Annotated in this window: 15 protein-coding genes; 8 read left to right on the top strand and 7 right to left on the bottom strand. The window is 62.5% G+C overall.

Going from position 1 to position 22,903, the window contains the following annotated elements:
- Positions 1 to 307: 307 nt before the first annotated feature.
- Positions 308 to 1,366: a tyrosine-type recombinase/integrase gene (locus tag B0G57_RS26050; RefSeq protein WP_018441790.1), complete on the bottom strand. Its 1,059-nt coding sequence runs from the start codon at positions 1,364 to 1,366 to the stop codon at positions 308 to 310.
- 441 nt (positions 1,367 to 1,807) lie between these two features.
- Between B0G57_RS26050 and B0G57_RS26045 the strand changes: the two genes are divergently transcribed.
- The 8 genes from B0G57_RS26045 to B0G57_RS26005 all read left to right on the top strand — a co-directional run bounded on the left by B0G57_RS26045 (position 1,808) and on the right by B0G57_RS26005 (position 17,897).
- On the top strand, positions 1,808 to 3,493 hold the full coding sequence (locus B0G57_RS26045) for an OmpA family protein (RefSeq protein WP_083925675.1): 1,686 nt from the start codon (positions 1,808 to 1,810) through the stop codon (positions 3,491 to 3,493).
- 6 nt (positions 3,494 to 3,499) lie between these two features.
- Positions 3,500 to 5,257: a hypothetical protein gene (locus tag B0G57_RS26040; protein ID WP_018441788.1), complete on the top strand. Its 1,758-nt coding sequence runs from the start codon at positions 3,500 to 3,502 to the stop codon at positions 5,255 to 5,257.
- Between the two features lie 78 nt (positions 5,258 to 5,335).
- Positions 5,336 to 6,199, top strand: a complete 864-nt coding sequence (locus tag B0G57_RS26035) for a hypothetical protein (RefSeq protein ID WP_146013397.1) — start codon at positions 5,336 to 5,338, stop codon at positions 6,197 to 6,199.
- Between the two features lie 876 nt (positions 6,200 to 7,075).
- Positions 7,076 to 11,737, top strand: coding sequence for a DUF4347 domain-containing protein (locus B0G57_RS26025; RefSeq protein ID WP_018441784.1), 4,662 nt, complete (start codon positions 7,076 to 7,078; stop codon positions 11,735 to 11,737).
- 53 nt (positions 11,738 to 11,790) lie between these two features.
- Complete coding sequence (locus B0G57_RS26020) at positions 11,791 to 13,380, top strand: TolC family protein (RefSeq protein WP_026229870.1); 1,590 nt, start codon at positions 11,791 to 11,793, stop codon at positions 13,378 to 13,380.
- Positions 13,377 to 14,261 (top strand): efflux RND transporter periplasmic adaptor subunit, encoded by an 885-nt coding sequence (locus tag B0G57_RS26015; RefSeq protein WP_026229869.1) that lies wholly within the window; start codon positions 13,377 to 13,379, stop codon positions 14,259 to 14,261. Before B0G57_RS26020 ends, B0G57_RS26015 begins: the two co-directional genes overlap by 4 nt.
- A gap of 7 nt (positions 14,262 to 14,268) precedes the next feature.
- On the top strand, positions 14,269 to 15,738 hold the full coding sequence (locus B0G57_RS26010) for an efflux RND transporter periplasmic adaptor subunit (RefSeq protein ID WP_018441780.1): 1,470 nt from the start codon (positions 14,269 to 14,271) through the stop codon (positions 15,736 to 15,738).
- Between the two features lie 47 nt (positions 15,739 to 15,785).
- A complete protein-coding gene (locus B0G57_RS26005) occupies positions 15,786 to 17,897 on the top strand; it encodes an HlyD family efflux transporter periplasmic adaptor subunit (protein ID WP_018441779.1) in 2,112 nt (703 codons plus the stop codon).
- Positions 17,898 to 17,983: 86 nt separating this feature from the next.
- On the opposite strand, the gene B0G57_RS26000 is transcribed toward B0G57_RS26005, so the two are convergent.
- The 6 genes from B0G57_RS26000 to B0G57_RS31185 all read right to left on the bottom strand — a co-directional run bounded on the left by B0G57_RS26000 (position 17,984) and on the right by B0G57_RS31185 (position 22,815).
- A complete protein-coding gene (locus B0G57_RS26000; RefSeq protein WP_026229868.1) occupies positions 17,984 to 18,262 on the bottom strand; it encodes a hypothetical protein in 279 nt (92 codons plus the stop codon).
- Between the two features lie 835 nt (positions 18,263 to 19,097).
- A complete protein-coding gene (locus tag B0G57_RS25990) occupies positions 19,098 to 19,838 on the bottom strand; it encodes a class I SAM-dependent methyltransferase (protein WP_018441775.1) in 741 nt (246 codons plus the stop codon).
- Positions 19,839 to 20,003: 165 nt separating this feature from the next.
- Complete coding sequence (locus B0G57_RS25985; protein WP_018441774.1) at positions 20,004 to 20,570, bottom strand: hypothetical protein; 567 nt, start codon at positions 20,568 to 20,570, stop codon at positions 20,004 to 20,006.
- A 12-nt stretch (positions 20,571 to 20,582) separates the two neighbouring features.
- A complete protein-coding gene (locus B0G57_RS25980) occupies positions 20,583 to 21,128 on the bottom strand; it encodes a hypothetical protein (protein WP_018441773.1) in 546 nt (181 codons plus the stop codon).
- A 618-nt stretch (positions 21,129 to 21,746) separates the two neighbouring features.
- Positions 21,747 to 22,460 (bottom strand): Imm52 family immunity protein, encoded by a 714-nt coding sequence (locus tag B0G57_RS25975; protein ID WP_018441772.1) that lies wholly within the window; start codon positions 22,458 to 22,460, stop codon positions 21,747 to 21,749.
- A gap of 1 nt (position 22,461) precedes the next feature.
- A complete protein-coding gene (locus tag B0G57_RS31185; RefSeq protein WP_158256631.1) occupies positions 22,462 to 22,815 on the bottom strand; it encodes a restriction endonuclease fold toxin 5 domain-containing protein in 354 nt (117 codons plus the stop codon).
- Positions 22,816 to 22,903: the final 88 nt, after the last annotated feature.

The raw sequence follows: 22,903 nt of genomic DNA, 5'->3' as shown, positions 1-22,903 counted from the left end.
GCTAACCGCGTCAGAGCAAGATACGCCTCCGTGCTCACCCACATATCCAGACGTCGATCACCGTTGCCATCCTTGCCTGCCGTGTCGCGCCTTGCTCGATAAGCCGCTTGCCGTTGTGCCGTCGTTTGTGTCATCTCCCATCTCCCTCGTTACCCGGTAACTATCGATTCGAAAGATGTTACCCGGTAACGCGAAACCTAACGATGTGGGGCAGATTTAGCGCTTACGGTGGTCTCACGGCTGGCCAGACAGAGTTTGAGGTCAGACTGAAAACCTCGTCGGAGATGTCAAGGCCTAACCGATGATGCTAATCCAGCTTCTTCGCAAGGTCCTCAGCCCGCGGGTGGTAGTAGCGCATCAGCATTTTAGTGTCCCGATGGCCCGTAATCTTCGCCAGCTCATGAAGCGGAAATTTTTCGGCAAGGCGTGAGGTTGCCTCGTGTCGCAAGTCGTGAAAGCACAGGTCGACTAGAAAAGTAGGGTCCGCCGTTACGGCCTCGTTCGCACAGTCCTCCTCATAGGTTTTCCTGGCCCGAGCGACCGCTCTCTCGAACGCCCGAGTTACCGCATCGGGACGCAGTGGGAAAAACAATTCGCGGCCGTCTTTGACGAGCTCTTCAAACACAGCAACGGCTTTGCTCGAAAGGGGGACGTCACGTGAACTTCCATTCTTCGTGAGGGCAAGACGCGCAACGCGCTTTGTAAGGTCAACCTGGGCCGGCCCGAGCGAGACCAGCTCACCTCTACGCATCGCGGTTTCGACCGCTATGTCAATGAGGGCTGGCAGGAACGCGGACTCGGAAGCTGTCTTGACGTACGTGAGCTCATCGGTCGAGGCGCCTCTGATGGCATCTGATTCGATGCTGGCAATGCGGCGTGTGCGTTCGTTCTTGACCGTAGGCTTTCGAACTAACTCGACAGGATTGGAGAGGCTTTCCAGCCCCCACTCCTTCCGGGCAATCGTGAAGAGGTGAGAGATCACAGCTAGACGGCGGACGACCGTCGCCGGACTATGCGTGACACACCATTCGTCACGCAGCTTCGCAATATCAGCCCTCCGAATCCCGGCGAGTGGGCGCTTTGCGAGCCATGAGTCGCGGAGCTGGCGAATAATCGACTTCTCCTGCGTCGCACCTCGTTTGTTCGACGCTATCTCCCGCTCGTAGCGATCCAATGCTTCGGTAAAGGTTGTGCTCTCAGCTTCCGCGCTGCTAACGAAGCGCCCCCGGTCCATCTCCCGTTCGATGGACCTAGCCCACTTCTCAGCGTCGGCCTTGGTATCAAATGTCTTCGATTGTTGGGGGTAACCTTTTCTGCGAATTTTGGCTTGCCACTGCAGGTCGCCGCGTTTGGTAAAGGTCGCCATAGGCTAGGTGCCCGCCAGCAGTCATTTTGGAGAGGTCAGTGTCTCAAAATTGTCCCAATAATGCAATACGTGGCCACAGTGCGCGAATTCTAGAGGCGCGGCCTTCTGATTCGCAATGCGAAGGTCGGGAGTTCGATCCTCCTCCGCCCAACCGGATTTGAATTGGTGCAGTGCGGCCCATCCGACCTTGCGTTCGCCCCGACTGATGGCAAGGACTCGGATCGGACGAGCGGGTCCGCCATGATGGAGGCCGGGGAGCCGAGGCGACGCCAACAGCCGTACCACTAAAGCTTTCAGGCGATCTGCCGATATTAAACGATTAGCGTTTCCACACTGATGCAATGGGCCAATGCATCGGTTAGCGACGGACACGAACGCATTCCGAGCCGGAAGGCAAGTTAAAGGCGTTTACAAAAACATAACGTGTCATCAGGACAGCAAATGAAGCTAAGAAGAGCAGCCAATGCACCGCGGAAGAAGCTGATTGCGCTCGGGGTCTCGACATCCATGCTGGCGGGTTGTGCAATTAACCCACAGAGCGGCCAACCCGAATTCGCCCCGTCGGTGAAGACCACGTTCCAAAGCATCTTTGACAGTCCGGATCCTTGCTCGAGCAATGACCGCAATATCGGCGTGCTGGTCGGCGCCGGCATCGGTGCAATCGCGGGCCATTACCTCGGCAAGAACACGGGTCAAACGCTCGCCGGCGCGGCGGCTGGGGCTTTGGTAGGCGGTCTGATTGGCCATGCCATGGATCAGCGCAGATGCAACCTCTACCGAGTTGCGCAGCAGTACCACATGAAACTGGCAAGTGCGCCGGTCACGGCTAGCGGCCTCGGCATCTCCCCGCAAGCAGGCAGCAGCGCAAACGATACTGTCGGCCTTGATGTCCAAATGGGAAGTCAGGACGACGAATTCCTTCCCGGCACGGCAACCTTGACGCCTCGCTCGCGCGAGTATTTGGCGCACATCGCCGACCAATACAGCCCGGCGGCGTTAGGCCCTCAAGCGACGCCTGCGCAAAAGGCGCAGTTCGCACAACGCCACTTGCTGATCGTTGGACACACGGACGAACGTGACGACGCGTCCGGAGCCGAATTGGCAGCGCTATCCGAGGCTCGTGCTCGAGCAGTCGCCCAAGTATTTGCGGCGCGCGGCGTCCCGGCAGCGAACATCGAATACCAGGGGGCGGGCGACGCATTGCCTATCGTTCCCAATGGCACCCAGAACGGCCACAGCGACAATAATCGCGTCGAGGTCGTCGACATGCCGAACCTCGACTACTTGGCACGTTATGCAGCCAATCGCGCAGCGAACCCGGCGAATTTCTCGGTGGCGCAGCAGGCCGCAGATCGTCCGCACGTTTCAGGCGGAGCATTGGACGAGCAGATCGGCGAGGCGTCGCACACCGCGCCCGCAGCCGCGCTCGATTCGACGCATGCGGCAACAACAACGCACCCGGCCCGCAAGAAGGCGAAATCGAAGCTGCCCCCAAGCACGGTCGACGCGCGTTCGAGCAGCGCGCCCGTCGCCGCTGCCTCTTCAACTGCTCCCGCAATTTCGACGTTCGGCTTCGACGGAAAGCCAATGAATGACGCGGGTTACCGCGTGGACTTGGGCGCCGCGCGCGAGAATTCGTCGTTCTTCAACCTCATCCGCCCTGCCAACGCAGATACGCCGGTCACCATCGGCTCATGCCTGCTCGATCATCCGCATGTCAGTACGTCGATTCGGAACTTGGCGACGAACCAAACGTTGAAAGTTGACGACGCATTGCCGGGCCTCTATGGTCAGCCGTGGTTCGGTGATCAAGGCGCAGCGGGGATTGCGCTGATGCACGTCTACGTGCCGCGCGATGGCGCAGCACCTATTCCCCCTGTTACTGCGGAAATCTTCCGCCGTGATGATCAAGGCTATTCGCATGAGCCCATAGCTCGCTTTGCGGATGCGCCGGTCAACGTTTATCGAGGCAGCAGCGCCACGCTGTATCGAGTCTTCCTGCATGGGGGCGCGCAGTGCATCGATCTCCGCGTACCCGTTAAGTCCGCCAAGGCGGACGGCATCATCGTCTATCCATCGGACGGCAAGGAGTATCAAGCCGCCGGCGCGTTCACTTCGAAGGGATAAGCCATCGTGCACTCCATCATTTCCATTCTCACATCGCTGCCGGTCCTCATCTCTGTCCTGGCGAGTCTCGTGCTGGGAAGCTTCTATTTCTGGCTTCGGGCAGACAATTTTCGTTTCACGTCTTTCGCATATAAGCGTCCTTGGGTTCCCGGTAACGATCACAGCGGTGAATTTCAACGCCTTTCGAAGGAGAGCGGTGACTCAGTCGTTGATGAGAACGGACTGGTCCACGCGGAAGGTACGCTCTGTCAGACCTTCAAGGCGGTGATCGCGGGATCGAGCAATGCAGAGGTAACGGCCGAACAATTCAATCGCGCCAAGAGCTACCTAAAAATTACTCAGCAAAACGATGTTCATCCCCCGTCGATGCTTGCGCGCGTGGGCCTGTTCGTCCTGATCTTGGCCGAGTCTGTCGGAACGGGTTATGTGCTCGCACCTTGGCTATCGAACGACATCACGCCCGCCCGCGCAGATATGGCGGCAGCCGTCCTCGCGCTGGCAGTGGCGATCGTTCTTGCCATCATGACCCACGTCGCGGGTGCGGAAGCTGCAAAATTCTTTCACTATCGAAAGAGGGCGGGCTCCGAGGGGCTGGGGTTGCCAATCGACCTTGGCGACGATCAAGATCAAGACGCGTTCTATATTGATCCGAACACGGGAACGGTAAAGCAAAATCCTTTACCGCGTCGGTTCGCAAACCGCGTCGATGATCCGGGCGCTTGGGGGCCAGTCTTACTGGCGATCGTGACCGGCGTTGTCGTAACGATCATGGTCGTGATCTTTGTGCACCGTGTCGCTGGAGTGGAAAGCGAAGCGACAAAGCAGATTGTGTCGATGGAAGCAAACGGCGTCGCGGACTCAGGCAGTGGTTCAAGCCCGTTCGACACGGCCAGCTCCTCGTCGTTGCCGCCGGACGTTGTCGCGGCTCAGCAGCAGACGCGAAGGACGGTTGCGGAAAGTCTCGGTGGTGACTACAAGACGCAAGGAATGACGGCGTCGATCATGTTGGCGCTGATCTACCTTGTCACCCAATTCACGGCCTTCATCGTTGCGTTCAAGAGCACGTTCAGCGGCCAAGGGGAAGCGGCGTATAGCTTCACCCGCAATCAACCTTCGTTCGACACATTCCGCGCCAAGTTTTTGATGCCGAAGATCGCGCGGGCTGAGAGCTTCCTAACGCAGCTGCGCGACGCCCGTAAGAAGAAAAGCCATCGCATTGGCACTGGTAGATTCGAGGACTTCCTGAAGTCCGGCGAAGCCCGCGAGGCGAGCGCTCGCGATAATCTCATTACCCGAGCGGCGGCCGAGATCTCGACGGGTAAGACTGACGACGATCGCGAGTTGCATTGGGAGCTTGCGCTAAAGAACTACAACTTCTCGTCGGAGGAGCAGACGATCCTCGTCCAGAAATGCGAGGAGGCGCACGTAAAGAAAGATCGCATTCGACTGCGTGAACGCACGCATGATGCGTCTTTGAATCCGGTCGGCGCTGCATCTGTTATGGCGCCTGTGGCGGTGGCTGGTGCGTCATCTCACACGGTCGCTGCGGGCAACGCATCCTCGCCGGTTGTAGATACCCCTGCTATCGACAAACTCGCAAGAGACTTCCTCCAGTTGCCGGACAAGCAGGCAAAGACCGAATTCCTGGCCAAGCAGCAAGGAACCCTCGGCGAGGCGAATTTCCAGCTGCTTGCGGAGGAGATTAAGCGGCAGAAAGAATTGGCAAAAGCCACTGAAAAATATGGTGACCTGCTCGAAGACTGATCCGGTCGCCCTCCGCACGGCGACGCACCTATCATCGTGGCGATGATAGCGCAGGGTGAAAACATTCGATACGAATCTATGAAACTCATCAGAAGGATGGCGGCGTCTGCTGCGCTCGTCGCCATTCAAGCGCTCACGCTCGCTCATGCAGGCCTCGTCAACGACGTGCCGAGTTGCTATGGCGCTTTTCATCTCACGGCCGTTCCACAGCCCCCGGATCGGCTCGTCTATATTCTCATCGATCAAACGGTCGAGCTGGACGCGACCCTGCAGCAGTCCGTCATCGACAACATCGACCGCCTGATACAGCCAGGGTCGAAGTTCGTCATTGCCGAGTTTTCGGCCTTCTCGCAGGGGAGATATCTCCAGGTTGTTCATACCGGCGTCGTCGAATCTCCACTTCCCGAAAACGCCTATAGCGACATTCCTATCGCTAAGGCGCCGCAGATTCGGGCGTGCTTCGAACAGCAACGGACGTACGCCCGGCGAATGGCGGCGACAACGGCGAAACAGGTACTGGGGACCGCAACGTCATCGTTCGACCATTCGGAGATCATGGCGGCGCTCCAGACCGTCGGGCAGGCGATGCGTGCTGATTCCGCGCGAAGCAAAGTGCTGTTTGTTGTGACTGACGGCCTGGAGTACTCGAGTGTCGCGTCGTTCTATTCGCATAACACCGTGCGCGATATCAATCCGGCAACCGAGCTCAGTAAGGCGCGGTCCAGCCAGATGATTGCGGATCTTGCCGGCGCAAAAGTGTATGTGTTGGGAGGCGCGATGATGCCGCCCGCTAAGACCGGGACGCTTGCGGAGCGTAACGGCTATAGGGATGCGAAGACGTTGCGGGATCTCAAGGCGTTTTGGCAAGGCTATTTCCAGGAATCCAATGCTTCGCTGATCGAATTCGGGGAGCCGAGTCTCGTTGAGCCGGTATCCTACTGATCGAAGTTGTTCAGGAGGCGAATGGCTCTTTCTGGATCTCATGCCTCCGTGATAATTGCCGCCGCCACAGAAACGGCGAACCTTTGAAATGCAGTGTCCCGCGCACCAGTAGGGCCGCACAGACAATTGCTTTTTGAGCGGGCGGCTCATATAGCCCAAAGGGTGGCGTCACGCATTTTCCTGGGCGACCTTTAGCGGTCGCCCATCTTCAATGCAGGCTGCCCGTCGACCAAAACGTAGATCGGGGTACTTACGTAGAGGCCCGCGAAGTCGCGCGGTTGCTAGGTCACAATCTCTAGACTAATATCCGCTAGCGTTTGCAAATTTCGGTAAGAATCGGTCGGCCGGGGGATTTTCGACCGCCACGAAGGAACAGACTCGAAACGAGATCTCAGATGGTCGATAGCGTCGATGCTGCTTCCGACTCGATGCAGCTTGGCGGTAACGGCAACGACGACCTGTTGCGGCTCCGGCCTGCTCAAGAACACGATCGTGCTTCTTTACAGACCGCTTTCGAAAGCACTCGTCAAATAGACCAAGGCCGGCGGTGCCGGCCGCCACATAACGAATAACGAGCGGGGCTAGCTTGCGGTGCATCACTACCCATGAAGAACTGACCGAAGCGATCGGGCAAAGCTTCACGTTCGGCCGGGCCGACGGGCAAACCGTCGAGGCGGTGCTGTCACTGGCGCCGGCCGTCATTCTCATGAATGACAGCTTCGTCTGCTATGCGGCTACCTTCGAGTTGCCCCCGTCCCGCTCCGTAATCCATAGGTCAGTATCAACTTCAGCATCGCACTGCAAGGCGTCTTCCCACCGCACGGCTAAGAGCGTATGCGTGCCGCTCGAGCCGTACGCCTTTAAGGACATGAAGCGATGAAACTCGCCGCCCGCCTTTCGAAGATTCGCACCGCGCTACGTGCGTCCCGCACGACATCCCGAAGAGAAGTCGCCGCGCTGCCGGCGCCGCTCATCGTCGCGCTCGAGCCGCGCATCGTCTACGACGCATCGGCTGCCTCCATCGGCGCGGCTGCCGTCGCGGCACCGCACCATGCGGACGCGCAAGCGCATGCAGCGAGCGTCGCGCGCGAGCCGGGGCAGAACGCGGGAGCGGCGTTCGGTATTTCGGCGGCGGCGTCGACCCACACCGCAAGCGTGTCCAATTCGCCGCCGCCGACGCGTGCCGTGCATGGGTACACGCCTGCGGTGGCCAACGAGACGGCGGCCGGAACGGGCGACGCCCCCGCGATGCGAGCCGTCCAAGGCTTCACCGATACGCCGGCGCGCGCGACGGATGCCCAAGTCGTCTTCATCAATTCGAACGTCACCGATTATCAAACGCTCGTCGCCGGCCTGCCCCAGGGCACGCAGGTGGTCATACTGGATTCGACGAAGGACGGGCTTACGCAGATCGATCAATATTTGCAGCAGCATCCCGGTGTCGGTGCGATTCACCTCGTCTCTCACGGGGCCGACGGCAACGTTCAGATCGGTAGCACGTGGCTCAACCAACTGGATCTATCGGCGCATACCGCGCAGCTTGCGCAGATCGGCGCGGCGATGAAGCCGGGCGGCGACTTTTTGATCTACAGCTGCGATGTCGCCGAAAACGCAGACGGCAAGGCGCTGGTGCAGCAGATCGCCTCAATCACCGGATTGAACGTGGCGGCGTCGACCGATGCGACCGGTGCAGCGGCGCTCGGCGGGGACTGGGTGCTCGAATACGATGTCGGCACCGTCCGTACGCCGGTGATTTTTTCGCAGGCGGCGGAGCAGCAATACGGCGAGTTGCTCGTGGATCCGGTGCAACTGACGACCGATTCGGGTTCGGCCGCTTTCGTCGCCGGCGACAATACGGCCTCGACGCCGGTCGCAATCGATTCGGGCATTACGCTGAGCGATACGGCGACGGGTACGCTATCGACGGCGACGGTCGCGATCACGAGCGGCTTTGCCGGCGGCGAAGACGCGCTCGAGTTCACGAACCAGAGCAACATTACGGGTTCGTACAACCCGGCAACCGGGGTATTGACGCTGACGTCGGCAAGCGCCACGCTGGCGCAGTGGCAAAGCGCGCTGCAATCGGTGGCGTATACCGATACGGCCGTCACGCCGAACAATGTGACACGCACGATCAGCTTCACGGCGGTGGACAGTGCAGGGAACACGAGCGCCACGGCGACGCGAACCGTCACGGTGACGGACACCGACCAGACGCCGATCGTGAGGACGACGGGGGGAACGACGAACTATGTCGGCGGCACGTCGGCCACGACGATTGACGGCGGCGTCACCGTCAGCGATCTCGACAACACGACGCAATCGTCGGGGACGGTGTCGATCACGTCGGGCTTCCACAGCGGCGACACGCTGACGTTCGTCAACACGAGCTCGGCGACGTTCGGCAATATCGTCGGCTCGTATAACTCGAGGACAGGCGTGCTGACGCTGACGTCATCGGGCGCGGTCGCCAGCGACGCGCAGTGGTCCAACGCGTTGAGCGCGGTGACGTTCGTGGCGGGTTCGAGTGCGCCCTCGGGCAACCGCACGATCTCGTTCATGACGAACGACGGCACGGAGACGAGTGCGGCAGCGACTGATACGGTGACGGTGCTCGGGCCGCCGACGATTACCACCGACTCGGGCTCTGCAGCGTTCGTCGCCGGGGACAACGTGGCATCGACGCCCGTGACGATCGATTCGGGATTGACGATAACGGACGGCGAATCCCCCACCTTGGCCTCGGCTACCGTCGCGATCACGCAAAACTTCCATAGCGGCGAAGACATACTGGGATTCACGAACACGAGCGCGGCGACGTTCGGCAACATCTCCGCGTCGTACAACGCGGCCACGGGCGTGCTGACGCTGACTTCATCGGGCGCCTCGGCGACGCTTGCTCAGTGGCAGGCGGCGCTCGATGCCGTCACCTACACCGATACGGCCGTCACGCCGAACAATGCGACGCGCACGATCAGCTTCGCCGCGGTCGATACCAGTGCCGTCATCAGCAATACGGCGACGCGCACGGTGACGGTCGCCGACACCGATCAAACGCCGATCGTCACGACTACGGGCGGGACGACGAATTATGTCGGCGGCACGTCGGCTGCGACGATCGACGGCGGCGTCACCGTCAGCGATCTCGACAACACCACGCAATCGTCGGGGACGGTGTCGATCACATCCGGCTTCCACAGCGGCGACACACTGACGTTCGTCAACACGAGCTCGGCGACGTTCGGCAATATCGTCGGCTCGTATAACTCGAGGACAGGCGTGCTGACGCTGACGTCGTCAGGTGCGACCGCCAGCGACGGACAGTGGTCCAACGCGTTGAGCGCGGTGACGTTCTTGGCGGGTTCGAGTGCGACCTCGGGCAACCGCACGATCTCGTTCATGACGAACGACGGCACGAAGACGAGTGCGGCAGCGACCGACACGGTGGACGTACTCGGGCCGCCGACGATCACGACGGACTCGGGCTCCGCGGCGTTCGTCGCCGGGGACAACGTGGCACCGACGCCCGTGACGATCGATTCTGGATTGACGGTAACGGACGGCGAAGCGCCCACATTCGCCTCGGCTACCGTGGCGATCACGCAAAACTTCCATAGCGGCGAAGACATACTGGGATTCACGAACACGAGCGCGGCGACATTCGGCAACATCGCCGCGTCGTACAACGCGGCCACGGGCGTGCTGACGCTGACTTCTTCGGGTGCGTCGGCCACGCTCGCGCAGTGGCAGGCGGCGCTCGACGCCGTCACCTATACCGATACGGCCGTCACGCCGAACAGTGCGACGCGCACGATGAGCTTCACGGCGACCGATGCCGTTGCCGTCACGAGCAACAGTGCGACGCGCACGGTGACGGTCACCGACACCGATCAAACGCCGATCGTCACGACGACGGGCGGAACGACGAACTATGTCGCCGGCGCGCCCGGTGTGACGATCGACAGCGGGATTGCGATCAGCGATCGAGACAACGGGACGCAAGCGTCGGCGACCGTCTCCATCACGGGCAATTTCCACCGCGGCGAAGATGTGTTGGCGTTCACGAACGGCAACGCCGCGACGTTCGGCAACATCGTCGGCTCGTACAACGCGGCGACGGGCGTGCTCACGCTGACCTCGGCCGGCAGCACGGCCACCGATGCACAGTGGGCGAACGCCCTTAGCGCCGTTACGCTCTCGAGCAGCGGCACGCATTTCGGCAATCGCACGATCTCTTTCGCGACGAGCGACGGCACCAAGACGAGCGCTGCGGCAATCGACACGGTTGCCGTGCTCGACAAGCCGCACGTCGTCACGGATTCGGGTTCGGCTTCCTTCGTGGCAGCCGATGGCACGACCTCGACGCCGATCGCCGTCTCGCCTCATCTCACGCTCTCCGATGCCAGCAGCGCGACGCTGAGGTCGGCCACCGTCTCGATCACGGGCGGCTTCCATTCGGGCGAAGACGTGCTCGAATTCAAGAACGACGGCGCGACGATGGGCAACATCGCTGCTAGCTACGACGCGACGACGGGGGTGATGACGCTGACGTCGGCCGGCGGCACGGCCACGCTCGCGCAATGGCAAGCGGCGCTCGCGTCGATTACCTACACCGACATGGCGGTTACGCCCAATACCGCCACTCGCGTCGTCAGTTTCACGGTGACGGACGGCAACGGGGCGGCCAGCGACGCGCAAACGCGCAACGTGACGGTGACGAGCACCCATCAAACGCCAAGCTCGACCGTCGGCGGTAACGTAACGATCGTCAACCAGCTGCAGTTCCCGCCGATCTTGCCGCCGCCCGCAACCAAGATCGACTCGCCGGCAACAACGACGCCGTCGTTCGCCGGCTCGGATGCGACGTCGCCGCCGGCCGTGCTCGACGAGTTCGATCGGCCGCTGCCGATCGGCGCCGTGCCGCTCGTGCGGACGATGACGTTCGCCGACCCGAACGCGCCGGCCGGGACATATTCGCTATCCGGCACGACGGTGCCGCGTTTCAACATGGCCGGCTTCGACGCCGCGCTCGCAGTCGCGCCCGCCGGTTCGCCCCCCAGTCCGCTGCCCAGCGTCTCGTTCGACATGGCGCCGAACGACCCGTTCTCGATCAGCGTCGCAACGCTGCTGCCGCCGTCGGAAGCGATGCGCGGCGGCTCCGACATCACTGTCCAACTCGCTGACGGTCGATCGCTGCCGGGATGGATCCATTTCGACGCGGCGAACGGGGTATTACGCGGCAAGCTGCCGCCGGGCGTGGAAAACGTGCGCATTGTGATCGAGACGCGCGATGCGTCGGGCCATGAAACCCGCCGAGAAATCGTGCTCGCGCCGCATGACAAGCATGGCGGTTCGCACCACCACCAGCGCCATGTATCCCATTCGAAGGCACCCGGCCACGCCGCGCTGACCGAGACGACGCGTACTGTCGCCAATGCGGCGCGCCCCATGGGCAAACCTTCACTCGACCAACAATTCGCGCAGGCGCGCGCGGCATTGCACGTGTCGCGTCCCAGTGAGGCCGCGCGTCGCGTATGAGTTAACGTCATCCCTTGAGACCAATGAGACTCCAACCGTCAGTTGCCGAAGCGATGCCTTCGCCCGCCTTTGCATCCGCTGCACCCACCGCACCCGCCGCACCCGCTACCCCCAACGCGCGCGAGGCGCGTTCAAAGCGAGCCTTGCGCCCCTCGTTGATCGCCGCGTCCGTCGCCTTGCTGTGGCTGTCGGGGTGCGCGATCAAGCCGACGCCGTTTACCGATGCCGAGCGTGCGCAAAGCGCACAGACGACGCGCACGGCGATGTTCGCGGACCAGCCGCCCATTGCCGGCCCTGTCACGCTCGAAGAGGCGATGGCACGCGCGATCCGCTACAACCTCGATCATCGCCTGAAGATGATGGAAGAGGCGCTCGCGCAAAAGCAACTGGATGTGGCCAACTTCGACATGCTGCCGCGCTTGACCGCCGCGGCCGGCTATACGTATCGCGATCACCCGCTCGCTTCCGAATCCATCTCGCTGCGGACGCACCAAGTGTCGTTGGAGCCGTCGTACTCGACCGATCAGAACGACCGCACGGCTGACCTTGCCTTCTCGTGGAATTTGCTCGACTTCGGCGTTAGCTACTACGAGGCCAAAGAGCAGGCCGATCGCGTGCTCGTCGTCGAGCAGCGCCGCCGCAAGGTCGTGCAGCTGATGATGCAGCAAGTGCGCGAGGCATATTGGGAAGCGGTAGGGGCACAGCGTCTCGAGACGCGCATCGGCCCGCTGCTGGCGCAGGCCAAGCAAGCGCTCGACGAATCGCGTCGATCGCAATCCGAAGGGCTGCGTTCGCCGCTCGATACGCTCGGCTATCAGCACGCCCTGCTCGACATCATGCGTCAGCTCGAGGCCGTGCGCGATCAGCTCGACGAAGCGAAACCGCGGCTTGCCTCGCTGATGAACGTCGCGCCCGGCACCGACATCACGCTCGCACCGCCCGAGGGCTTCTCGGTGCCGACTTTCGATATGCCGATGGAGCGTATGGAAGAGACGGCGCTCGAGCGTCGCCCCGAGCTCGTCGAAGCGAGCTACGACGAGCGCATCAGCATCAACGAGACGCATAAGGCGATGGCCAAGCTGTTGCCCGGCATCGAATTCCAGTTGGGTACGCACTACGACAGCAACAGCTTTCTCGCCTATCACGCGTGGCGTGCGGCCGGCATCAACGTAAGCTGGAATTTGCTGAACGTGCTCAACGCCAAGAATATCCGCGGCATGGCCCGCGCTCAGCTGGAAGTCTCGCATGCGCAGCAGCTCGCGCTATCGATGGCGGTGCTGACGCAAGTTCACGTCGCGCGCACCGAGCTCAGCGCGAAGCAGCGGCAGTTCGATCTGTGCAAGCAGATCAACGACGTCGACGGCCAGATCCTGGAGCACACGCACAACGCCACGGTGGCCAACGCGCAAGGCAAGCTCGAAGAGATTCGGGCGGCCACTTCCGCCATGATCTCGGCGCTTCGCCTCTATCAAAGCTATGGCGAACTCGAAAGCGCCTACGGCCAGATGCTGGCGACCCTTGGGCTCGATCCGGTGTCGGTCGACGCAGGCAAGGGCGATTTGAAATCGATCGAGCAGTCGATCGATAAGGAGCAAACGCGGTGGGCCGCCTTCGGCCGCTCGGACGGAGTAAAGACGCAATGAATCGATGGTGCAGGGCAGGGCAGCGCAGTGCGGCCCTGATGGGCGTGGTCTTCTGCTGTTCGGCCATGACTGCGCAAGCCGCGGGGCCTCAAGTCCAATCGGCCGCAACCGCAACGGCAACGGCGCAGCGTGCGATGCCCCCTGCGCCGGTATCGTCGCTATCGTCGGGCGCACCGGCGCTAGCGGCCGTTTCTTCTGCAGGGCGGCCAGACGACGACGGCCGCATCCGCATTCAACTCGTCGCGCGCGACCAGGTCGACCTATCGAGCGAAATCAGCGCGAAGATCGCGTCGATGCCGCTGCGCGACGGCGACGCATTCCATACAGGGCAGATGCTCGTTTCGCTCGATTGCTCGCTCTACGCGGCGCAATTGCACAAGGCGCAGGCCGAAGCCGAAGCCGCCGTGCAACTGAAGCGCGTCAACGATCGTCTGGCCCAGTTGCATTCGATCGGCCAGATTGAAGTGGACGAAGCGGACGCCAAGGCGAAAGCCAGTGCGGCGGAAGTCGCCTACATGCAGGCGACGGTGCGCAAGTGCGGTATCGCTGCGCCGTTCGACGGCCGCGTCGTCAAACGCAGCGCATCGGCCCAGCAGTTCGCCGAGCCCGGCAAGCCGCTGTTGACGATCGTCGATACGAGCCACCTCGAACTCAAGATGATCGTGCCGTCGAAGTGGCTCTCGTGGCTCAAGCCCGGCCATCCGCTGACGGTCAATATCGACGAGGTCGGCCGGGCCTATCCGGCCACCGTTGCGCGCATCGGCGCGCGTGTCGATCCGGTGACGCAGACCGTCGACGTGACGGCGGCGCTCTCCGGCCGCACGCCCGAGCTCTTGCCCGGCATGAGCGGCTGGGCGAAGTTCGCCGACGCCGGCCGCTAGGCGCATCATGAACGCCCCGCTGCACGTCGAAGCGAGCGCCCTCGCGCTCCTATGGCAATTGTCCGCGCGCGCGAGAGAAGCTTCGAGCGAGGAGACGCTCGGCTTCGTCATCGTCAACGAAACGCTCTCGCTCGTGCCGTACCGTCAGGCGGCATGGTGGCGCGCGCCGGCTCCCGTGCCCGGCGCGGTCGCGGCCGTCTCCGGGCTGCCGCGGAGTGATCCGGGGGCGCCATACGTGCAGTGGCTCAGCGAAGTATGCCGCGTGCTCGAAGGGCGCTTCGTGCAGGCCGGGGCCGCTACGTCGTCGGCGCCAGCGCAGCGGGGCGACATCGCGGGCACCGCAACGACCGCGAACACGGCAGCGGCGAGAGCCGTACCGACGGAACCCCTCGATCCTGCCGCCCACACGAGACCATACGCCTTTACAGCGGACAGCCTGCCCGAACCGCTTGCCGCCGATTGGGCCGCCTGGTGGCCGACGCATGCCTTGTGGGTGCCCCTCGCCGACCGCACCGGCCGCTCGCTGGGCGGTGTCATCTTTGCGCGCGAAGCGCAATGGACGCACGTCGAAGAAGCGCTGCTCGGCGAGCTCGCGCGCGTCTGGTCGCATGCGTTGGCGGCGTTTTCGCCGCGGGCGTCGTGGATCGAGCGCGGCAAGCTCGCGTTGCGTGCGGGCAAGCATCGGCGCCGCGTCATTGCCGCCATCGCGGTGGCGCTCGTCGTGCCCGTGCCGTTGACGGTACTCGCACCGGCCGAAGTCACACCGAAGGATCCGTTCGTCGTGCGCGCGCCGCTCGACGGGGTCATCGATCGTCTCTTCGCGCAGCCGAATCAGCGCGTCGAAGCGGGCACGCCGCTCTTCGCACTCGATTCGACGACGCTTGCCTCGCGCTATGCGCTAGCCGACAAGAACTACGCCACGGCGCAGGAGGAATATCGCCAAACCGCGCAGCTTGCCGTCACGGACGACAAGGACCGGCTCGACATGGCGTTGCGCAAAGGCAAGCTCGAGCAAAGCGCGGTCGAGCTCGACTACACGGCGCGCGAGCTGGCACGTGTGCGCGTGAACGCGCCGCGCGCGGGGGTGGCCGTGTTCTCCGATCCGAACGATTGGAACGGTAAGGCCGTCTCCATCGGCGAGAAGGTCATGCTGCTGGCCGATCCGGCCCACGTCGAGCTGACGGCGTACGTACCCGTCGCCGACAACGTCGACGTCGTGCCCGGCGCCACCGTGACGCTCTATCCGAAGAGTTCGCCGCTCGCCGCGTACGATGCGCGCATCGATACCGTGGCCTATCGTGCGGAGCCGACGCCCGATGGCGTCGTCGCCTACCGGGTAAAGGCGACATTCGTCGGTAGCGTCAAGCCGTCGCTCGGCGTGATGGGCACCGCACGCATTCACGGACACTGGGTGCCGCTCGCTTATTATTTGCTGCGCCGCCCGCTCGCCACGGCGCGGCAGTGGCTCGGCTGGTAGGCCATGCGCCATGCACGGTTCCTGCCTTCATCTCACGTAGCGCGTCGATGTCTCGCCTGCCGCCCCTTCGCCAAGAACTGACGCTGACACCCGGCCCCGCGACGCCGGAGGGCGCGCCTACCTGGATGCTTCACGATCCGGCGGGAAACCGTTTCTTCCAGATCGGCTGGCCCGCCTTCGAGATGCTCGCGCGCTGGCCGCTCGACGATGCTGAGGCGATCGTCGCATCGGTGAACGCAGAGACGACGCTGCATTTGACGATGGACGACTTTGAATCGCTCGTGCGGATGCTGCATCAGCAGCATTTGCTCGTGGCGATGAGCGCCACCGACACCGGGCGGCTTGCGAGTGCCGCCGCGGCGGGCAATCTTTCGCACGCCATGTGGCTGCTCAAGCACTATTTGATGATCCGGGTGCCGCTCTGGCGGCCGATGCCGTTTCTCAAGCGCTTCGCGCGCTATGCCGAAGTCGCTTACCGTCCCCCGTTTTGGGCTGGCGTCGCGCTCGTCGCCCTAACGGGGCTCGTGCTCGTCTCGCGCCGCTGGGACGAGTTCATTCATACGTTCCACGGCTATGCCGATTTGCGCGGGCTGATCGCGATCGGCGTGGCCCTTGGCTGCGCGAAGGTGCTGCACGAGTTCGGGCATGCGTTCACGGCGCATCGATACGGCTGCCGCGTGCCGACGATGGGCATCGCGCTGCTCGTGATGGTGCCGGTGCTTTACACCGATACGACGGAAGCGTGGAAGGTGCCGGGGCGCGCCGAGCGATTGCGCATCGGGGCGGCCGGCATGCTGACCGAGCTCACGCTCGCCGCGTTCGCGACGTTGGCTTGGAGCGTGTTGCCCGACGGCCCGGTGCGCGCTGGGGCCTTTTTGCTCGCGACGACGACATGGATCGGCACGTTGACGATCAATGCGAGCCCGTTCATGCGCTTCGACGGCTACTTCCTGCTGTCCGATTGGCTCGACATGCCGAACCTGCACGATCGCGCGTTCGCGTTCGGCCGCTGGTGGATGCGCGAGCGCCTGTTCGGGTTCGACGATCCACAGCCCGAGCCGTGCGCGCCGCGGCGCCGGCGCTTCCTGATCGCATTCTCGTTCTCGACATGGCTCTATCGGCTCGTCGTGTTTTTTTCGATTGCGCTCATCGTCTACCACGCCTTTTTCAAGGCGCTGGGGATGATGCTGTTTTGCGTCGAATTCGGATGGTTCATCGTGCGGCCGATCGTGCGCGAAATCAGCGCTTGCTGGCGTCGTCGAGCGGCGCTGCGTTGGTGCCGGCAGACGCGGCGCAGTTCGATCTTCGCGGCGGTACTGCTGGCCCTCATCCTGCTGCCGTGGCACGGCGGCGTCGGCGCGCCGGCCGTACTGGGGCCGTTGCGCGCACAGGGGCTCTATGCGCCCGAGGCCGCTTACGTGACGGGCGACGCGCCGCTTGCGCACGACGGCCAGCGCGTGCATGCGGGCGATGTGCTGGCCGTGTTGGCATCGCCCGATCTTACGCATCGCCTGCGAGCGGCGCAGGCCGACGAAGCGCTGTTGCGTTGGCAGGTCCAGCAACAGTCGTTCGACGATCGTCTGCTCGAACAAGGCGTGGCGCTGCGGCGTCGCTGGGACGCGGCGCGCGAAACGGTGGCCGGCCTGAGAGCGCAAGCCGCGCAACTGACGCTGCGCGCGCCGTTCGACGGCGTCGTGCAAACGGACGATGCGTTGGCCCCCGGCACTTGGCTGCCGCGCGGCGAGCGCGTGTTCGACGTCGTCGGGCCGATGGGCGTGAAGGGTGAGGCGTTCGTCGGCGAAGACGATGCGGCGCGCGTGGTGACGGGTGATCGCGTGAGCTTCGTCGCATCGCTGCCCGAGCTCGGCGCGGTGCGGTGCCGCGTGACCGCCGTCGATCGCGTCAACGTCGCCACGCTCGACGAGCCGTCGCTCGCCAGCGTCTACGGTGGCCCGCTGCCCGTACAGAACCAGCCCGGCACGCACCAGCTCGTGCCGCTCGCGGCACTCTACCGGGTGCGGATCGGCGATTGTCCGGCGAACGAAGCATGGCCGCGCGAAATCGTCGGCACGGCGACCATCGGCGGCGCGCGGCAAAGCTTCGCTTGGCGCGCGCTCAAGCGGCTCGTCTCTGTTTTCCAGCGTGAGAGCGGCGCATAGCGCTGCGGTGTTTGCGCGCGCCGGTGTGGCTGCCTGGTGGGAGAGATGGCAGCGACGGGCCTGGATAAAGCGGCGATTCGACTTGGCTAGACATCGTCTCCCGGTCGAGGAATCGGCCCTGGTGTGACGCTTATGTACTGCTTCAGTTCAGGCTTTCCCAAGGCGATCAGATTCAGCATTGCAACGCCAAGCCGTCGAGCAAACTCATCGTCAATCCGATAGTTGAACTCGTCAAGCAGGATCGGCATTTCGAGCCGGCCGGCCAATAACGGTGCTAGCTTTGCTGGATCGACTGTCTGGACATTGAATTTTTGTTGATCGTCGTCGTATGTCAATACGACCGAGTAAGGCGGGTGCGTCGCCATCAATATCCCCTGCATTGCTGGTAGTTCATGAAAGCCTGCTGTTTGCACAGCGCCAAGCCTCGAGCGCCCCCCATAGGACTCGCGAGCGCATGGCACAGGTCGAGATCACGCTCATACTGCTCAAAGCACTCAGCCAAGAGTGTAGCGTGCGAGTAGAAACCGCATCGTCCAGCGTCGCGGACACATGAGTTCGGCTCTCCGCCATCTCAGCAAATGATTGGCGGGAAGGCTCGATTGGGGCACGTCGGAACGTCGGCTGAATCGCCCCAACGCGGCCTCCCGAACGGGCCGTAGCGCGCTCGATTGCGACCATGATCCTGCCGCTTTTCACGGCCCATCGAAGCAAGGCGACCGTATCACTCGGATTCACGCCGGGCGGCTTGTACGTCACATGGAGTCCCAGTTGCTGGAGGTACCCACGCGCTTGGTGGAGCGAACGTGTCTGTGGCCAGCGTCGCAAGAATTCCTCGGCGTCTCGCTGATGCTTCGCCGCCGGTATCCCCGAGATTGCCCGGTCGGAAAGAAATGCTTCGTCACCGAAACCCAAGTCGATTTTGACCGACTTCATCGATCAATCTCCTCCACGTGTCACGGGATGGGATGCCATCGTAGCATTTCCCCTATGAGACGAAACCTATCGGTTTTAATGGCGGGGCTCCAGTTCGTGGTCACCAACTCTCCGTTCGCCGACGTTTCGGCGCTCATGCTGTTGAACCTGTATTTCATCGATAGGTCGACTATCTGAGACCATCGAAGACCCGCGGGAGATCCGGATCATCGTTGCTGCTGACCATCAACTTGCCCGTACTCGAGTGCGTCGCGGACTCCTGCTCTCCTAGCACCGCGCGCGCACGCAAATGAAAGCTGGCGCCCGGGACAGCTCCCGATAAAGCCATTCCGAGACTGCCTTCATCTCCGACAGCGGCAGTGGCTCGACGAATCGATCGAGTCGCCACCCACCGTCGACCAACGCGTTCAAGATATCCGAGAGCGGCCGCCGATAAGCCTGCACGTATGGCTTCGGCTCACCGAATCCCGACCAGTAAAACCCGAATCGACTGGTATCGAAGTACGTCCCTTCCCCACGAGTTCGCTCGTCGGTCCAGTCCCGCATCGGATGCGCCATCGAAAACACCAGCGTCGCTCCGGGGCGCGCCACTCTGCGGAATTCACTGAGCGTTGCCCCGAGGTCTTCCACGTAGTCGAGTGCGAGCGAGCACAGTATCTTGTCGAACGCCTGATCGGGCAGCCACGATAGTGGAGCCGTGAGGTCGCCAGTCACCACCTCGACTGGCAGCCCGGCACATCGAACGCGAGCGAGCTCCACCATCTGTGGCGTGACATCGAACGCATGCACGGACGCCCCGCCACGAGCGAGATGTTCACTGCAGATTCCTGGTCCACATCCGGCGTCGAGTATATGCAAGCCGCTGACGTCCCCTAGAAGCGACATCGTCGCAGGACGCTCGTAAAGGGCGTTATGTGGTTTCGTCGGCGCGATCGCGGCATAGCGCTCCGCAAACTCCTCGTATGCGTTGCCGCCGATGGTTTCATTTGCGGTATCCGAATCGCTCATGTGCTGCGCTTCCGCTGACGAGGGAGAGCGGCCATTGTGCCTTAAGCCGGAGGCGCCAAGCGAGGATGAAGTCATGCCGACGAAAGTTGCGCAACGCTTCGCTCACGGGGTGAGTTGCCAGTGTGCCCAAGCGCACGTGATACCAGGCATGCCCCACCCGCTGTTTTATGCGCCTGTCCCGACATCCGTGTCGATATCGGCCTGTTCCGCAATCTCGCTCACTTCGAGCGTGCGGCCGTAGCCAGTTTCGACAAGGTCGCCCCACGCCTGGACGCGGGCGCCGGGTGTGAGATACGTCCGCAGTTGTTCGGCGGTGTGATGGGGTATCCGCAGCGAGGTACCGTCATCGAGCAATGCGCCACGCAACTCGCCCTTCGGGCCAAAGAGCGACAGGACGACGGTTCCCGCTACTTCTGTCGCGTGCGGTTCGGCCTCGGGCCTTTCGTGCTCATCGTCATCGCGAGGGGGGCCATCGTCGACGATGGTCTCGCCGTCTTGGGAGGTAATCGAAATTGCCGCGATGATGTCCGCCGCGCGTGGCTTGATGCCTCGCACGATGACGATGTCACCGGGCGCAACGCGTTGCGCGATGCGTGCGCCAAGGTGCGGGGGGCAGTAGACCTGCCTTTCCCCCTCAAGGATGAATCCGTCGGGATCGCCGTGCGGATCGAGCAGGAATTGCGTGACGGCGCCCTTGGTTTCGGGCAGGCATGCCGGGTCAATCCAGTGCATGGTGTTTCTCCTTCAGTTGGGAAAGTTGCTGTACAGCCGGGTGAGGTTGCCGGGAGTGCCAAACGCGGTGGCCTGCAGGGCTTCGCCGTACTGGTTGCGGGTGCCGTAGCCGGTGGCGGCGACGGACGCGCCTGGGCGCAGCAGGCTCACGAACTGCTGCGCCGCGCCAGGCGTGAGCTTGATGACGGTGCCGTTGCGCAGCACGACCCCGTCGGGTTCTCCGCGACGGGCGGTTGTCACGCGCATGACCTCGCCCTCGGCGCTGAGCCGCACGAGCCCGGCGCCGCGAAGCGCGGGCGGTGGACGCGGTACGTCGCGTGGCGGAGGCTGGTCGAAGAGCTGCTGGCCGGTGCGCTGGTTGACGATTTGCCGTGCCTTGACGTCGCCGCTGCCGTCCATGAACCCTGCAATTTGAACGGCGTCTCCTGGCCTTACGGCAGCGACCAACTGCGTACCGAGATGCGGCGGGAAATGCACGAGCGACCCGTCACTCAGGATGAAGCCGTCGACATCGCCCTCGGGGTTGATGACAAACCGGCTGACGGTGCCCTGCGCCACAGGGGACTGCTGGATTGCAGGTTGCGCCCATGCGCGCGGAGGCGGAGCAGACAGCGGTCCACGACCCGGCGGCCCCAATGGAGCAGCCACCGTAGGCGGCGCGTCCGGTGCGGCCGGTCCGGACGATGTCTGCGCAACGCATGCGCTGGTCCAAGGGCTTAGCGCGATCAGCAATATGCGAACTGCAACGCGCACGGCGTGCGCTGCAGGCCGCATCGGGCGTTGAGGGTCGAGCGGGGATGTCCGGTACATGGTTCACTCCTGTCAGAAGACGGCGAGTGAACTGCAAGGCCGATGCCATGTGCGATGGCATGGCCGGATAAGGGAATGACGGGGCGCCCAAAAGGGAAAGCGTCTAGTTGCTGTACACCTGGCGTCGGATTCGTTGACAGACTAGGTCAGTTGGTATCCGAATCGCTCATGTGCTGCTGTTCTGCTGACGAGGGAAAGTCGCCCATTCTGCGTCAAGCGAGAGGCGGCAAGCGAGGATTAAGTCGTGCCGACGAAAAGCTGCGCAACGCTTCGCTGACGGGGCGGGTTGCCGGTGTGCTCATGCGCACGTGATACCGGGCATGACCCACCCCGGCGATGCAGCCGCCTATCTCACGGCGGCACTCTCTATCGGCACAATAGGTCTTGATCTGCCAATCGCACTTCGATTGCGTTGGCGACCTTCACGTGCTCGGGGTTGTCGACGGAGAAGACCTCTCCGGCGACGCTGACGACGATGGTGCCTTGCTGCCTTTCGCCTTCCATGACCGGCACGAGTTCGGCCGCTTCGGGCAAGTCACTGGCCGTGATTATCTGCGGAAGATAGATCATCCAACCCGCTCCGGGTCTCTGGGGAAAGACTTGAAGCGTGGTGAAGTACTGCAGCGGTCCCACTTCGATTACGGACGCGCCAGGCCATATGTCTAGCAGGCCAAAGATGAATCGCTGCATACTTTTGGCATCGTTGAGCTGCTCCAAATCATACAGTTGGAGCCTGAGCACACAGATTGGGTTACCGACGTCAGAGGACAGCGCGAGAGAGAAGATGGCCCGCGTGCCCTTCATCTTGCCGCACCAGATGGTCGTTATTCGATAGTTGGTTGTGGAGTCCCTTACATCTTTCACTGCAAGCATTTCCACGGCGGCCGGTGTCGGGCCGCTATAGTCGAAAGCGGGGTTAGCGAGAGACTTTTTCGGTGTGCCGGCGGCGGACGGATACCACTTCTCAATGGGGAAGCCAAACGGCTCGAACAGTTTCGCGACGCGCCAGAGATAGCGAAGATGCTCTTCCGGAGAAGGGAGTTCGCTTCGTTGTAGCCGGAAAGTGAGAATTACCTTCATATCATGGATCCAGAAAGGATTGGATCGCGAGTCCCTCGGATTGGAATTCGCGGGAGAAATAGGTGTAAGAGATCGGCTGCATGAAATGCCACGTCAGCTTTGCTGGCGGGTTACTCCTTACGATGTCGCTTTGCTTGCGAGCTTGGTCGAGCATGTCTCCCACTCCACCAAAAATCACAAAGAAGTCTTCTGGAAGACCGGTTTTTGAGTCAAAGAACTGATCGTACTTTCCCTTCGCTTCTTGCAAGCGACACTCCTGCGGGCGGAAGCCGTCAAACTCGATTTCGAATAGCCATTCCGTGTACGGTTGGAAACCGGTGATACGGGCCTGGTACTCACGCGAAATGTCGGACATGCTCCACCTGCGTATCACTAGCCGCCCCCGAGTTGGAGGGCAGTGTTCTCGAGACTCATCGGGTATAGGTAACGCGTGCGTGGTCGAC

The organism is Trinickia symbiotica (assembly GCF_002934455.1).
Taxonomy (GTDB): Bacteria; Pseudomonadota; Gammaproteobacteria; order Burkholderiales; family Burkholderiaceae; genus Trinickia; species Trinickia symbiotica.
This window is presented reverse-complemented; position numbering and strand designations above follow the sequence as displayed.

Coding starts and splice junctions, on each gene's coding strand:
- B0G57_RS26050 (WP_018441790.1), bottom strand. CDS start 1,366: ATGGCGACCTTTACCAAACGCGGCGACCTGCAGTGGCAAGCCAAAATT.
- B0G57_RS26045 (WP_083925675.1), top strand. CDS start 1,808: ATGAAGCTAAGAAGAGCAGCCAATGCACCGCGGAAGAAGCTGATTGCG.
- B0G57_RS26035 (WP_146013397.1), top strand. CDS start 5,336: ATGAAACTCATCAGAAGGATGGCGGCGTCTGCTGCGCTCGTCGCCATT.
- B0G57_RS26025 (WP_018441784.1), top strand. CDS start 7,076: ATGAAACTCGCCGCCCGCCTTTCGAAGATTCGCACCGCGCTACGTGCG.
- B0G57_RS26020 (WP_026229870.1), top strand. CDS start 11,791: ATGCCTTCGCCCGCCTTTGCATCCGCTGCACCCACCGCACCCGCCGCA.
- B0G57_RS26015 (WP_026229869.1), top strand. CDS start 13,377: ATGAATCGATGGTGCAGGGCAGGGCAGCGCAGTGCGGCCCTGATGGGC.
- B0G57_RS26010 (WP_018441780.1), top strand. CDS start 14,269: ATGAACGCCCCGCTGCACGTCGAAGCGAGCGCCCTCGCGCTCCTATGG.
- B0G57_RS26005 (WP_018441779.1), top strand. CDS start 15,786: ATGTCTCGCCTGCCGCCCCTTCGCCAAGAACTGACGCTGACACCCGGC.
- B0G57_RS26000 (WP_026229868.1), bottom strand. CDS start 18,262: ATGGCGACGCACCCGCCTTACTCGGTCGTATTGACATACGACGACGAT.
- B0G57_RS25990 (WP_018441775.1), bottom strand. CDS start 19,838: ATGAGCGATTCGGATACCGCAAATGAAACCATCGGCGGCAACGCATAC.
- B0G57_RS25985 (WP_018441774.1), bottom strand. CDS start 20,570: ATGCACTGGATTGACCCGGCATGCCTGCCCGAAACCAAGGGCGCCGTC.
- B0G57_RS25975 (WP_018441772.1), bottom strand. CDS start 22,460: ATGAAGGTAATTCTCACTTTCCGGCTACAACGAAGCGAACTCCCTTCT.
- B0G57_RS31185 (WP_158256631.1), bottom strand. CDS start 22,815: ATGTCCGACATTTCGCGTGAGTACCAGGCCCGTATCACCGGTTTCCAA.